The 13,058-nt window shown below is 71.7% G+C and carries 11 protein-coding genes; 4 read left to right on the top strand and 7 right to left on the bottom strand.

The features are described 5' to 3' along the window. Window positions 1-178: 178 nt before the first annotated feature. The gene (locus tag ACIOEW_RS04280) at window positions 179-1,975 is read left to right on the top strand and encodes an AMP-dependent synthetase/ligase (protein ID WP_401961140.1); all 1,797 of its coding nucleotides are present in this window, start codon (window positions 179-181) and stop codon (window positions 1,973-1,975) included. Between the two features lie 69 nt (window positions 1,976-2,044). Here ACIOEW_RS04280 and ACIOEW_RS04275 read toward each other — a convergent pair whose 3' ends face one another. Further along, complete coding sequence (locus tag ACIOEW_RS04275; RefSeq protein WP_362555102.1) at window positions 2,045-3,187, bottom strand: glycosyltransferase family 4 protein; 1,143 nt, start codon at window positions 3,185-3,187, stop codon at window positions 2,045-2,047. 102 nt (window positions 3,188-3,289) lie between these two features. On the opposite strand from ACIOEW_RS04275, the gene ACIOEW_RS04270 reads away from it, so the two are divergent. Further along, window positions 3,290-4,582: a glycosyltransferase 87 family protein gene (locus tag ACIOEW_RS04270; protein ID WP_401961138.1), complete on the top strand. Its 1,293-nt coding sequence runs from the start codon at window positions 3,290-3,292 to the stop codon at window positions 4,580-4,582. On the opposite strand, the gene ACIOEW_RS04265 is transcribed toward ACIOEW_RS04270, so the two are convergent. The 5 genes from ACIOEW_RS04265 to ACIOEW_RS04245 all read right to left on the bottom strand — a co-directional run bounded on the left by ACIOEW_RS04265 (window position 4,539) and on the right by ACIOEW_RS04245 (window position 10,147). After that, complete coding sequence (locus ACIOEW_RS04265; protein WP_401961137.1) at window positions 4,539-5,792, bottom strand: hypothetical protein; 1,254 nt, start codon at window positions 5,790-5,792, stop codon at window positions 4,539-4,541. The two genes, ACIOEW_RS04270 and ACIOEW_RS04265, sit on opposite strands and share 44 nt — an antisense overlap. Window positions 5,793-5,920: 128 nt before the next feature. Beyond that, a complete protein-coding gene (locus tag ACIOEW_RS04260; RefSeq protein ID WP_401961135.1) occupies window positions 5,921-6,955 on the bottom strand; it encodes an NlpC/P60 family protein in 1,035 nt (344 codons plus the stop codon). Window positions 6,956-7,193: 238 nt separating this feature from the next. Next, window positions 7,194-8,219 carry an NlpC/P60 family protein gene (locus tag ACIOEW_RS04255; protein ID WP_362555094.1) on the bottom strand — a complete coding sequence of 342 codons (1,026 nt, stop codon included), beginning with the start codon at window positions 8,217-8,219 and terminating at the stop codon, window positions 7,194-7,196. 286 nt (window positions 8,220-8,505) lie between these two features. Continuing rightward, window positions 8,506-9,867, bottom strand: coding sequence for an NYN domain-containing protein (locus tag ACIOEW_RS04250; RefSeq protein WP_401961548.1), 1,362 nt, complete (start codon window positions 9,865-9,867; stop codon window positions 8,506-8,508). A gap of 37 nt (window positions 9,868-9,904) precedes the next feature. Beyond that, window positions 9,905-10,147: a hypothetical protein gene (locus tag ACIOEW_RS04245; protein ID WP_014156692.1), complete on the bottom strand. Its 243-nt coding sequence runs from the start codon at window positions 10,145-10,147 to the stop codon at window positions 9,905-9,907. A gap of 160 nt (window positions 10,148-10,307) precedes the next feature. On the opposite strand from ACIOEW_RS04245, the gene ACIOEW_RS04240 reads away from it, so the two are divergent. Continuing rightward, window positions 10,308-11,027: a rhomboid family intramembrane serine protease gene (locus ACIOEW_RS04240; RefSeq protein ID WP_362555090.1), complete on the top strand. Its 720-nt coding sequence runs from the start codon at window positions 10,308-10,310 to the stop codon at window positions 11,025-11,027. A 176-nt stretch (window positions 11,028-11,203) separates the two neighbouring features. Next, window positions 11,204-11,485: an Lrp/AsnC ligand binding domain-containing protein gene (locus tag ACIOEW_RS04235; protein WP_362555088.1), complete on the top strand. Its 282-nt coding sequence runs from the start codon at window positions 11,204-11,206 to the stop codon at window positions 11,483-11,485. Window positions 11,486-11,557: 72 nt separating this feature from the next. Here the strand turns inward: ACIOEW_RS04235 and ACIOEW_RS04230 are convergent, their stop codons facing one another. Continuing rightward, on the bottom strand, window positions 11,558-12,937 hold the full coding sequence (locus ACIOEW_RS04230; protein WP_362555778.1) for an aminotransferase class V-fold PLP-dependent enzyme: 1,380 nt from the start codon (window positions 12,935-12,937) through the stop codon (window positions 11,558-11,560). Window positions 12,938-13,058 lie beyond the last annotated feature (121 nt).

Here is a 13,058-nt window from a genome sequence, read left to right as displayed (position 1 = left end):
CACCGATATGTGTGACGCATAAGACATCTGGCCTGAACCCCCTATCCGGAACCGAGTACCGGTGGGTAACGTCCGGGCAGTCCAGTCGTGCTCACCCCACTGAGCACCCCCGATCTTGGACCGCAGCCGGTGCGTCACACAGAGCCGTGGCACCGGAGCCCGATGAGGAGCAGCAGTCTTGCGCGAGTTCAGCCTTCCGGCCCTGTACGAGGTCCCCTCGGACGGCAACCTGACGGATCTCATCCGCCGCAATGCCGCTCAGCATGCCGATGTCGCGGTGATGAGCCGCAAAGTTGCGGGCGTCTGGACGGACGTCACCGCCACCCAGTTCCTGGCCGAGGTCAGAGCGGCCGCCAAGGGGCTGATCGCCGCCGGTGTCGAGCCCGGCGACCGGGTCGCCCTGATGTCCCGCACCCGCTACGAGTGGGTGCAGCTGGACTTCGCGATCTGGAGCGCGGGCGCCGTCACCGTGCCGGTGTACGAGACCAGCTCACCCGAGCAGGTCCAGTGGATCCTCGGCGACTCGGGCGCGGTCGCGGTCCTGGTGGAGAGCGACGCCCACGCGGAGGCCGTGGCCTCGGTACGCGACCGGCTGCCGGAACTGCGCCATGTGTGGCAGATCGACAAGGGCGCGGTCGACGCGCTGACGGCGTCGGGTGCGGAGGTCTCCGAGGAGACCGTGGATCTGCGCAGCACGAGCGCGAAGGCCGACGATCCGGCCACCATCGTCTACACCTCGGGCACCACCGGCCGCCCCAAGGGCTGTGTGCTGACGCACCGCAGCTTCTTCGCGGAGTGCGGCAACGTGGTGGAGCGGCTGAAGCCGCTGTTCCGTACCGGCGAGTGCTCCGTGCTGCTCTTCCTGCCCGCCGCGCACGTCTTCGGCCGGCTGGTCGAGGTCGCCTCCGTGATGGCACCGATCAAGCTCGGCTGCGTACCGGACATCAAGAACCTCACCGACGAGCTGGCCGCGTTCCGGCCGACCCTGATCCTCGGGGTGCCGCGGGTCTTCGAGAAGGTCTACAACTCGGCCCGTGCCAAGGCGCAGGCCGACGGCAAGGGCAAGATCTTCGACAAGGCGGCGAACACGGCGATCGCCTACAGCCGCGCGCTGGGCACGCCGCAGGGTCCGTCCGTGGGCCTGAAGTTCAAGCACAAGGTCTTCGACCGGCTGGTCTACAGCAAGCTTCGGGCCGTGCTCGGCGGACGCGGCGAGTACGCGATCTCCGGCGGCGCGCCGCTCGGCGAGCGGCTCGGCCACTTCTACCGCGGGATCGGCTTCACCGTCCTGGAGGGCTACGGCCTGACCGAGACGTGTGCGGCCACGGCCTTCAACCCGTGGGACCGGCAGAAGATCGGTACGGTCGGCCAGCCGTTGCCCGGCTCCGTCGTGCGCATCGCCGACGACGGCGAGGTGCTGCTGCACGGCGAGCACCTGTTCGCCGGCTACTGGAACAACGAGGCGGCGACGGCCGAGGCACTGGCCGACGGCTGGTTCCACACCGGTGACATCGGCACCCTCGACGAGGACGGCTACCTCGCGATCACCGGCCGCAAGAAGGAGATCATCGTCACGGCCGGCGGCAAGAACGTCGCTCCCGCCGTCATCGAGGACCGCATCCGCGGGCACGCCCTGGTGGCGGAGTGCATGGTCGTCGGCGACGGCCGCCCGTTCGTGGGCGCGCTGGTGACGCTGGACGAGGAGTTCCTGGGCCACTGGGCCGAGGAGCACGGCAAGCCCGTCGGCTCGACCGCCCTGTCGCTGCGCGAGGACCCGGAGCTGCTGGCCGAGGTGCAGCGCGCGATCGACGACGGCAACGCCGCGGTGTCCAAGGCCGAGTCGGTACGCAAGTTCCGCATCCTGGCCGCCCAGTTCACCGAGGAGGCGGGCCACATCACGCCGTCGCTGAAGCTGAAGCGGAACGTGGTGGCGAAGGACTTCGCCGACGAGGTCGAGTCGATCTACCGCGCCTGATCCGTGTGACGCGTACGAAGGGGCCCGCACCACGTCCGGTGCGGGCCCCTTCGGCGCTCGGAGCAGCGCTCAGAGCAGTTCCCTGAGCTTCTCCGCCAGCAGGTCCCAGCGCCACTTCTCCTCGACCCAGGCCCGGCCCCGCTCCCCCATCCGCTGCCGCAGCTCCGCATCGCCGAGCAGTGCGACGATCCGCTCCGCCGACTCCTCGGCCGAGCCGCCGCGCACCACCCACCCGGTCTCGCCGTCGAGCACGGCGTCCGGGGCTCCGCCCGAGTCGCCCGCCACCACCGGCAGCCCGGTCGCGGACGCTTCCAGGTAGACGATGCCGAGGCCCTCCACGTCGAGGCCGCCGCGCCGGGTGCGGCACGGCATCGCGAACACGTCGCCTGCCCCGTAGTGCGCGGGCAGTTCCTCCCACGGCACCGGACCGGTGAACCGCACCGAGTCCTGCACCCCGGTCTCCGCTGCCAGCTTCCTCAGTTCCCCGGCGTACGGCCCGCCGCCGACGATCAGCAGGACCGCGTCGGGCACCTCGGCCAGGATCGCCGGCATCGCGAGGATCAGGGTGTCCTGGCCCTTGCGGGGCACCAGCCGGGACACGCAGACGACGACCGGCCGGTCGGTGAGCCCGAGCCGGGCCCTGACACGGTCGCCGCCGGAGTCCGGGTGGAAGGTCTTCTCGTCGACGCCGGGCGGGAGCCGGACCATGCGGCCCGCGGCCGCCGGGGTGAGCGCGGCGGCGATCCGGGAGCGGGTGTACTCGCCGAGGTAGGTGATCGTGTCCGTGCCCTCGCCGATCCTCCGCAGCAGCTGACGGGAGGCGGGCAGCTGGGCCCATCCGGCCTCGTGCCCGTGGGTGGTGGCGACCAGCCGGCGGGCGCCGGCCCGGCGCAGCGCCGGTGCCATCAGGCCGAGCGGGGCGGCGGCCCCGAACCAGACGGACGAACAGCCGTGGCTGCGCAGCAGTTCGGTGGCGCGCCGGGTCACCCGCGGGGTCGGCAGCAGCATCGTCGTACGGTCGCGGACCACGGTGAAGGGCTGCTCGGCGTCGAAGGCGGCGGTGGCTGCCGCGCCCTCGGCGCCGCGCTTCCAGGTGGAGGCGTAGACGACGACCTGTTCCGGGTCCAGGCGCAGCGCCATGTTGTGCAGGAACGCCTGGATGCCACCGGGGCGGGGCGGGAAGTCATTGGTCACGATCAAGGTCTTGTCCATCGCCGCCGACAGTACCGGGCGGCTGTGCCTGATGGCTCCCGCACAGACGGGCGGGGCATGATGGCCTGTCGTACTCACTGGCGGAACGGGCAAGGGCGGGTCATGACGGGTTCGAGCGGCTCACGGCCGGCAGCTTTCGCGGTGTGGGCGCTCACCAGATCCCTGCTCCTGCTCTGCGTCGTGAAGGTGATCACGCTGCCGGGCCCGGACGTGACGAGCGACGTGTCGGTGATCTACCACGGCTGGTACGACGTGCTGAGGTCGGGCAGCTACCCGCAGTCCGACGTGACCTGGCAGTACCCGCCGGTGGCGGCGCTCTCGATCCTCTCCCCCGCCCTGCTGCCCTTCCTGGACTACGCCTCGGCCTTCTTCGTCCTGGCCTTCCTGTGCGACGCGCTGGTGCTGGGCCTGCTGCTGTACGCGGGCCGGAGCGCCGCCCGGCGGACCGCCGGGGCCTGGGTGTGGGTGGCCGGGGTGCCGCTGCTCGGTACGACCGCGTACGCCCGGTACGACGTGATGGTCACGGCCGTCGCGGTGGCGGCCCTGCTCGCGGGGGTCCGGCATCCGCGGGTGCTGGGGGCGCTCGCGGCGTTCGGGGCGCTGCTGAAGGTGTGGCCGGTGCTGCTGCTCGCCGGTACGGCCCGCGGTCGCCGTACCCGCCTTGCGTGGACGACGGCGGCCGGAGTGGCGCTCGGGCTGCTGGTGCTGTGCACCGCGGCGGCGCCCGGTGCGCTGGCGTTCCTGGGCTTCCAGCGGGACCGGGGCACCGAGGTCGAGTCGCTGGGGGCGCTGGTCTTCCATGTGGCGCGGCAGTTCGGCTGGCAGGGCCGGGTGGAGCTGCACTACGGCTCGCTGGAGTTCCTGGGGCCGCACGTGCCGCTGGTGAGCACTCTCGCCCTGGGGCTGAGCGTGGCCGCGTTCGGCTGGCTGCTGGTGTGGCGGCTGCGGGCGCGCACGTTCGGGGTGAGTACGACGGCGGACGCGGCGTTCACCGCGGTGCTGCTGTTCACCACCACGAGCCGGGTGATCAGCCCCCAGTACATGCTGTGGCTGGTCGGTCTGGCCGCGGTGTGCCTGGTCTTCCGGGAGAGTCGGATGGCCTGGCCGGCCGCACTGGTGCTGGTGGCGACGGGCGTCACGCAGCTGGAGTTCCCGCTCGGCTTCATCCACGTGGTGACCAGCGACGCGACGGGCCTGACCCTGATGTTCCTGCGCAACGGGCTGCTGGTCGCGGCGTCCCTGCTCGCGTGTGCGCGGCTGTGGCGGGACACGGTGCCCGGCCCGTCCTCGGACGGGGCTTCGACCGATGACGTACCGGCGGCGGGAGACGGAGGATCCGCCGCGCCTCCGCTCAGCCGAGCCGGCTCTCCAGATACGCGCGCCAGCGCGCCGTGAAGTCCTGCGGTGTCGTGCCGAGCACCTCGTGCAGAGCCTGCTCCACCGCCCCGTCCCGCCCCGAGTGGCCCCCGACGGCCCCGTAGAAGGCGAACAGCTTCGCCTCGCCCCAGCGGTCGGCGATGAGCTCGCAGGCCAGCCAGCCGCCCTCGTACGCCCTCGCCAGCCGGTCCGCGTCGCCGGCGAAGCCGAAGTCCTCGTCCGTGGGCAGTGCGGCGGGCACGTCGCCGGCGCGGACGGCTTCGGCCAGTTCGGGCGCGACCTCGGCAGCGGTGCGTTCCTGAGCCCGGTAGGCGGCCCAGTCCGCGAAGCCCTCGGAGAGCCAGGCCGGGGTGGCGGCGGAGGTGTCGGTGCGGGTGGCCACGTGGGTGGTCTCGTGGGTGAGGACGACGCGCTGCCCGAAGGCACCGAGCATGGCGTACGCCTCCGGGTTGACGATCACCCGGTCGGCCGGCGCCTTCCCCGAGCCGCCGGTCTCGCCGGTCGTCACGGCCGCTATGCCCCGGTAGTTCGCGGCGGGCGATCCGAGCAGCTCCGCCATGTCCGTCACGGTGCCGGGAACCAGCACCACCACGCGCCCCGCCCAGTGCTCCGGCCAGGCGGCGGAGACGTCGGGCACCGCCCGGTCCTCGGTGGCGGCGATCTCCTTCAGCTCGTCCCGGGTCCGGCCGACCCCCAGCACCAGGCTGTAGGTGCCGCGCACCACCTCGACGTCGCCCTGCTCCCAGAGCTGCCTGCCCCCGCCGTCGGCGGCCCGGTCGGCGGTGAGGTACCAGCGGCCGTCGTCCGGGTCCCGCTCCAGGTCTAGCACCCGGTCGACGTGGACCGGCGCGCTGTCGTAGCCCTCGATCCGGTAGCCGAGCCGCACATCGGCGGTGGCCCGGCCGGCCCCGTGCGCGGCGAGGTCCGTCACCCGGTAGGTCCAGGTGGCGAGCGGTACGTCCGCGAGGTGGCCGAACTCCTTGCGCTGTGTGCCCCGCAGCGCGGTGGCGTCCGGGTCCACGACGGCGACGTAGGCGTCCTCGTCATGGTGCAGCACGGCGGCGGCGCGGCGGTCCAGCGTGACGCGGATGTCGCGGGCGGTGGTGTCGGGGGCCTTGCCGGCCGGGGCCGCGCAGCCGGCCGCGCACAGCAGCGCGGCGAGCACGGCGCCCGTCGCACGCCGTCGTCCGCCGCGTGCCCGCCCCGCGGTACGCCCTTGATCAGCCACATGACCGAGGGTAAGGGCTGTCCCCGGGTCTCCGGCGGATCAGCTCCTGAGGTCAGACCCGGGGCTCCGGCGGATCAGCCCGAGCCCGCGAGGTCGGACCCGGGTCTCCGGCGGATCAGCTCCTGGGGTCAGACCCGGGTGACCGAGGAGACGGGCATCATCCCGACGGGGTCGTAGCGGACCGGGGCTCCCGGGTACGGGGCGTGGATCACCTGGCCGTTACCCACGTACATCCCGATGTGGCTGGCGTCCGCGCGGTAGGCGACGAGATCCCCGGGGCGGGCCTCTTCGAGCGGCACCATGCGGCCGGCGTACCGCTGGGCCTGCGAGGTCCGCGGCAGGCTCACCCCGGCCTGGGCGTACGCCCACTGCATCAGCCCGGAACAGTCGAATCCGGAGGGTCCGTTCGCGCCCCAGACGTACGGGAGGCCCAGCGCCCGCTGGACGGCCATGACCGCGGCGGCCGCCCGCGCCGAACCCGCGGACAGACCGGCCACCGGCCCGGCGGCCCCGTCGTCACGGCCGGTCCGCGAGGCCCGCCCGAAGGCGTCCCGCTCGCTGCCGGGCAGCTCCTTCAGCAGCGCCCTGGCCTGGCGGAGCTTGCGCTCGACGGTGCGTTTGTGGCGGCTGACGGCCGCACGGTTGCGCTCCAGACCGGCGAGCGCACGGGCGGCCTCCGCACGGGTCTGGGCGAGCGCCTGCTGAGCCTTGTGGAGCCCGGCCAGAGCGGTGGCGCGGCGGTCGTTCACCCGGTCCAGGGTGGCGGCCCGGTCGAGATAGCTGTCGGGGTCGGAGGAGAGCAGCAGCGTGAGCGAGGGATCGATGCCTCCGGAGCGGTACTGCTCGCGGGCCGCCGAACCGATCTCCGTACGCATCCGGTTGATGCGCTCCTGGCCCCGGGCCGCCCGGTCCTGGGCCCGGCTCACCTCGCCGCGCAGCCGTCCGACGTTCTCGCCGGCCTCGTTGTAGTGCTCGGTCGCCTGCTCGGCCTCGGTGAGGAGGCGGTCGACCCGGGCCCCCGCGCTCTGCGGGGTGTCCTGCGGCTCGGCGTTCGCGGTGGCCCCGCCGAGCGCCGCCGCGGCGGTCGCCGCCGCAGCGGACATCACGGTCACCCGGACGCTCCGGCTCATGCCGGGCTGTGTGGAACGGCGATGGGACACCACAGGACGCCGCACTCCCTTCCGCTGTACGCAGACGTGCGCAGCCCCTGCCACCCGGGGCGGGCGGACCGATGCACGGGAGCTGCACAGCAGGCAGACAGTAGTCGCGTGATCACGGAGCGGACAAAGGCCGCGCCGGCCGGACGGGAGGCACACACAGTGACGCCCCGCCGGTGACCTGTGGGTCTCCGGCGGGGCGGCTGTCAGTACGGGGCGCGGGAATTCGCCCGTTCGGGCGTGGTCAGATGCGCACCGCGCCGTAGAAGCTGCCGATGGTGCTCATCGACTCGTAGCGGACGAACGTCCCCGAGCGCGGGGCGTGCAGCACGGTGTTGTTGCCCGCGTAGAGGCCCACGTGCTGGTTGCCGTTGAAGAAGACCAGGTCGCCCGGCTTCAGCTGGCTCATCCCGATCCGCGTGCCCTGGTTGATCTGGGTGAACGTGGTGCGGGTGATGTTGGCACCGGCCTGGGCGTAGGCCCACATGGTCAGGCCCGAGCAGTCGAAGGAGCCGGGGCCGGTCTGGCCGGGGGAATACGGCATCCCGATCCGGCTCGTGGCGGCCTGGAGCGCTGCGGCGCCCAGACCCGAGGCGGGGGCCTCGTTGCCGAGGTCGACCCGGTCGCTGGCGGCACGGCTGGCGCGCTGGTCGTCCGCGCGCATCTTGTCGCGCTCGGCCTGCGTGAGGGTGTTGAGCAGCTGACGCGCCTCGGTGAGCTTGGCCTGCTGCTTCTTCTTCTTCTCATCGAGCGTCTTGCGGACGTCCGCGAGGTCGCTCAGCTTGTCCTGGGCCTCCTTGCGCTCCTGCGCGAGGGACCGCTGCTTCTCCTGGATCTTCGCCAGCGACTCGGCCTGCTTGGCCGTCAACTGGTCGAGTGCGGAGGCCTGGTCCAGGAAGCTGTCCGGGTCCGAGGCGAGGAAGAGCTGCACGGAGGGGTCGATGCCTCCGGAGCGGTACTGCGCGGCGGCGAGGGAACCGAGGCCGGTGCGGAGGTTGTTGAGCTCCTGCTGACCGCGGGCGACCTTGTCCTGGATCGCATCGATCTGCTTCTGGAGCTTGTCCTGCTTCTCCTTGGCCAGACTGTGCTGCTCGGTGGCCTTCTCCGCCTCTTCGTAGAGCTTGTCGACCTTCTCCTTGACCTCGCTCTTGGTCGGCTTCGGGTCGGCGTGGGCCGCCTGGGAGGTCAAGGCCACGGCCGCGGCAGCGGTCACGGTGAGCACGGTCACGCGGGCGCGGCTCGGTTGCTTGGGACGACGGTGGGACCCCACGAAGGCGAGCTCCTTCTTCCTCGAGCCGCCTACCGGGCTCCGGGGGAGATGAACTCCCCCAGCTCCGTGCACGTCACGGCCTCGGCGGTTCCTTCACTGCCACCCCGGATGGGTGATCAACCGTGCGAAGGTTCGAGGCCCGACCTTAGTGACCATCTTGTGATCAGTTCAAATCCTCACAGGCAAAATCTCGTCACAGGAGGTACTTCTTTACTCACATCACACAGGGTGTAGCGGCGACTTGACGGTCCGTTCCCTGATTTCCGGCAAGTCGCATCAAGACGCGCTAGACGCGCGAAAGCCGCTTCAGGAGCAAGAGGGACGCAACGGGCCTTGCTCCCGCCTTCGCCACCCCGTCGGCCACCTCGCGGTCGGTGGAGACCACCACGACGGGCCGCCCGGGCGGTTCGGCACGCGCCAGTTGACGGATGACCTCGTCCGCCGTGACACCCGGCTTGCTGAACAGCACCCGTACCCCGCGCGGCGGCGCGAGCAGCACCGGAGCGGCCAGCTCGGCCCCGTCGAAGACACAGGTCATCTCGGCGCCCGTCTGGGCCGCGAGCACCGACAGACCGCCCAGCAGCCGCAGCCGCTGCTTCTCCAGCGGCATCTGCGGATAGCCGGTCTTGGTGACGTTGTAGCCGTCCACGATCAGGTGGGCCTGCGGCAGTGCGAGCAGTTGGTCGAGCAGCGCCGGATCGGTCTCCGAAAGGGCCCTGGCGGCGATGTCCTTGGGCGACATCCGTCCGGGCTCGACCGCGTCCACGCTGTCCGCGGGACGCATCGAGGAGGGCGGCAGTGCCAGTTCGCGCCGCAGCCCGCCGGCCGCTTCGAGCACCGTGTCGAGCAGCAGCCGCAGCCGCATGTCCTCGACCGAGCGCCCTTCCCTGGCGGCCCGGCGGCCCGCCTCGACGGACGCCTCCGCCTCGCTGAGCCTCGTCCGCAGCCTCCGGGTCTCACTCTCGGCCGCGGACACCTGGGCGGCCGTCTCGGCCCGCAGGGCGTCACTCTCGGCCTTGCCCCGGCGCAGCGCAGCCTCACCGCGCTTGACCTCGTTGGCCGCGCTGCGCAGCTTGCGCTGGAGCGCGTCGGCCTCCTTGCGGGCAGCGTCCAGTTCGGCGCGGAGCCGCTCGGTCTCGCTCTTCGTCTGGGCCCGCGCCCGGGTGAGTTCCTCGCGCAGCCGCTCCAGTTCGAGCCGGATCTCCTCGTCGGCCCGCTCGGCGCCGGCCCGCTCGGCCTCCTCGCCGGCGGCGGCGATCAGCTTGACCCAGCCGGCCGGGCGCAGCACGTAGGCCGCGGCGGCCACGTCGACGGGATCCGCGGCGGCAGGCGGAGACCCCGCCACCAGCGCGGCGGCCAGCTCCGGCTGGGTCTCCTTCAGCCGTTCACCGATGCGACGGCGGAAGGGCGCGTCGCCCTCCAGCGCGGCCGCCATCGCGTTCCCCGCGAACTTGGCACGCCGGGTCGGCGTGAAGCGGGCGTACTGTCGGAGCTGGGGCGGCAGTTCGGTGACCGTGAGACCGCCGAACGCGTCCGCGACGAGCGCGACGACCCGACGCCGCACACCTTCGGGCAGCGGGCGGTCGAGCGCCTCCACGGCGTCGTCGGCCGCGTCGGCCGACGTGGCGCCGCCAGCGGGCTGCTCCACCATCCGTCACCTCATTTTTTATGTCCGCGCGGCCCCGTCAGGAGTCGGCACCCGGCCTGTCGACTAGTTCGATCTGGTCCACCGCGTTGCACCAACGACAGCGCACCGACTCGATGGTCTCACTGACCACCTCGCGTTCCTCGACGCTGGACTCACCGGCCAGGTCGAGGTGGACGTATTCGACGACCTTGGACGAACGCGTCACGTCGAACCTCGTCAGGTTTCCGCAGAGCGTGCAGCGCCAGCGGGTCCCGTCGGTCGGCTGGGGAACCGTCGTCATCGTTGCGTCCTCTTTCGTCGAGCCGTGAGCTGCCGGACAAGGATCTCGCGGTGCGCCGTCGAACTGCGGATGTCCTCTCGTAACCCTACGGCCTCGACGCTTCCCCGCGGCACGGCGAGGCGGTCTGTCCCGTTCCCTCCGCTTGCGTCATGCTCTGTTCATGATCGATCGGCGGGCTGCGGCCGGCAGAATCCTGCGGGCGGCCACCTCGGGCGGACCGCCGGTGACGTACGCCCTCATCGCCCTGTGCTGTGTGGTCTTCGTGATCAGCCCGCTCTCGGGGTTCAACCCGGTCTACGGCACCGCGGACGCCCTGCTCGCCGCCCAGGCCGGGTACTTCGAGCGCTGGGGCGTCATCCCGAGCGAACTGTGGGACGGCTCGGCGCACTCCGTCCTCACCCCGCTCACCGCACTGTTCGTCCACGGCAGCTGGCTGCATCTGCTCGGCAACATGCTGTTCCTGTACGTGTTCGGAGCCATGGCCGAGGAGCGCATGGGCCACACCGAATTCGCGTTCTTCTACCTCGGCTGCGGCTACCTCGCCCTGCTCGCCTACGCGGCCGCGCACTCCACCTCCGACCAGACGCTCGTCGGCGCGTCGGGGGCGATCTCGGCGGTCCTGGGGGCCTTCCTCTACCTCTTCCCCCGCGCCCGGGTCACCAGTCTGTTCCCGTTCCTGCTGTTCCTGCCGCTGCGCTTCCCCGCGTGGATCGTGCTGGTCTTCTGGTTCGTCCTGCAGTGGCTGGCGGCCGAGGGCGCGGGCAGCGGGCCCGGCGTGGCCTACCTCGCCCATGTGGTCGGCTTCGCCACCGGCTTTCTCTACGCCTGGGGGCGCTTCCGGCGCGGGGCCGGAGCCTTGCGTCCGGATCAGGCGGGATAGAGGAGCGTGGTGCGGCGCGCGCAGCTGCAGGGCGGAGGAGGGAGTCACTGCGGAGCACGGGCGACCGACGACAACGCCGCTCACGTGCGTGCCGGGCCCCGCGGGCCCGGCATGATCCGGACGCAAGGCTCTAGAGTGAAGTCTCCAGCCACGGCCACCGAGGGAGAAAGCCAGCCGTGATCACCGCGATCGTACTCATCAAGACCAGCGTGGACCGGATTCCTGAGATCGCCGAGGCCATCGCCTCGCTGGACAGCGTCAGCGAGGTCTTCTCGGTCACCGGTACGTACGACCTGATCGCCATGGTCCGGGTGTCCAAGCACGACGACCTCGCCGATGTCATCCCCGGCCGGATCAGCAAGATCCCCGGTGTCGAGGGAACCGACACCCACGTGGCGTTCCGCACGTACTCGCAGCACGACCTGGAGGCGGCCTTCGCCATCGGTCTGGACGCTTAGGACTCTCAGCACTTTCGGCCGGGTACGGACAGCTGTCCGTACCCGGCCGAAAGTGCTGAGGGGGGTCTCGTCTCAGACCTGCGCGGCCGCGCCCCGGTCCGGGACGCAACGGCCGTCCTCGGTGCGGTACTTCCACTGGGCACCCTCGCTCACGAGTTCCCTGACCGCCTGCAGGAAGCGCTCGATGTGCTCGTCCGGTGTACCGGCGCCGAAGCTGACCCGGATCGCGTTGAGGGACTTCTGGCCCGGCTCCGCCTCCGGCGCGCCGCACTCCCCGACGTCCTGCGGGTCGCTGCCGAGCAGGGTGCGCACGAGGGGGTGGGCGCAGAACAGTCCGTCACGCACTCCGATGCCGTACTCGGCGGAGAGCGCCGCGGCGAAGTGCGAGCTGTTCCAGCCCTCCACCACGAAGGAGATGACGCCGACCCGCGGGGCGTCGTCGCCGAACAGCGAGAGCACCTTGACTTCGGGGACCTCGGCGAGTCCGGCGCGGACCGCGGAGACGAGCTGCTGCTCGCGGGCGACCAGGCTGTCGAACCCGGCCTCGGTGAGCGCCTTGCAGGCGGAGGCGATGGAGTAGACGCCGATGACGTTGGGCGAGCCGGCCTCGTGGCGGGCGGCGGTGGTGTGCCATTCGACGTCGACACCGCCGTCGGTGCGCCGGGCGACCTTGCGGGAGGCGCCGCCGCCGGCCAGGTAGGGCTCGGCGTCGCGCAGCCAGTCGGAGCGGCCGGCGAGGACCCCGGAGCCGAACGGTGCGTACAGCTTGTGCCCGGAGAAGGCGACCCAGTCGACGTCCAGCTCGGCGATGTCGACGGGGTGGTGCGGGGCCAGCTGGGCGGCGTCCAGCACGATCCGGGCGCCGTGGGCGTGCGCGGCGGCGGCGAGCTCCTTGACCGGCCACAGCTCGCCGGTGACGTTGGAGGCGCCGGTGACGCAGACCAGCGCGGGGCCGTAGGGGTCGCGGTCGGCGAGGGCCCGCTCCAGCGTCTCGACGGCCTCGTCCGGGGTGCGCGGGGCGTTCAGGTACGTCACGCGGGCGTCGCGCCAGGGCAGCAGCGAGGCGTGGTGCTCGGTCTCGAAGACGAACACCTGGCAGTCGGCGGGCAGAGCGGCGGCGAGCAGGTTGAGCGAGTCGGTGGTGGACCGGGTGAAGACCACCTGGTCGTCGGCGCGGCAGCCGAGGAACTCCGCGACCGTCTCGCGGCTGCTCTCGAAGAGGTCCGTGGAGAGCTGCGAGAGGTAGCCGGCACCGCGGTGGACGCTGCCGTAGTACGGCGCGTACGCGGCCACGTCGTCCCACACCCGCTGCAGGGCCGGAGCGCTGGCGGCGTAGTCCAGCGCGGCGTAGGTGACCTCTCCGCCGGTGACCAGCGGAACCGTCACATCCTTGCCCAGAACCGGCAGCGGCGCACAAATCGACTGGTCGGTGGCAGCGGTGAAGACAGACATGACGAACTCCCGTAACAGGCAGGCGAATTCCGCGTGCCTGCGGATACGCGGCAGCACGGAAGGAAGAAAGAGGGGTGTGCGGAAGAGGGCCGAAAAGCCCTATCGCATTCGCTTGCTCACA

The sequence above is a fragment of the Streptomyces sp. NPDC087901 genome (assembly GCF_044742205.1).
Classification (GTDB): Bacteria; Actinomycetota; Actinomycetes; order Streptomycetales; family Streptomycetaceae; genus Streptomyces.
Note: the sequence above shows the minus strand (reverse complement) of the source record. Positions and strands in the feature narration are given on the sequence as shown.

Coding starts and splice junctions, on each gene's coding strand:
- ACIOEW_RS04275 (WP_362555102.1), bottom strand. CDS start 3,187: ATGGACAAGACCTTGATCGTGACCAATGACTTCCCGCCCCGCCCCGGT.
- ACIOEW_RS04270 (WP_401961138.1), top strand. CDS start 3,290: ATGACGGGTTCGAGCGGCTCACGGCCGGCAGCTTTCGCGGTGTGGGCG.
- ACIOEW_RS04245 (WP_014156692.1), bottom strand. CDS start 10,147: ATGACGACGGTTCCCCAGCCGACCGACGGGACCCGCTGGCGCTGCACG.
- ACIOEW_RS04240 (WP_362555090.1), top strand. CDS start 10,308: ATGATCGATCGGCGGGCTGCGGCCGGCAGAATCCTGCGGGCGGCCACC.
- ACIOEW_RS04230 (WP_362555778.1), bottom strand. CDS start 12,937: ATGTCTGTCTTCACCGCTGCCACCGACCAGTCGATTTGTGCGCCGCTG.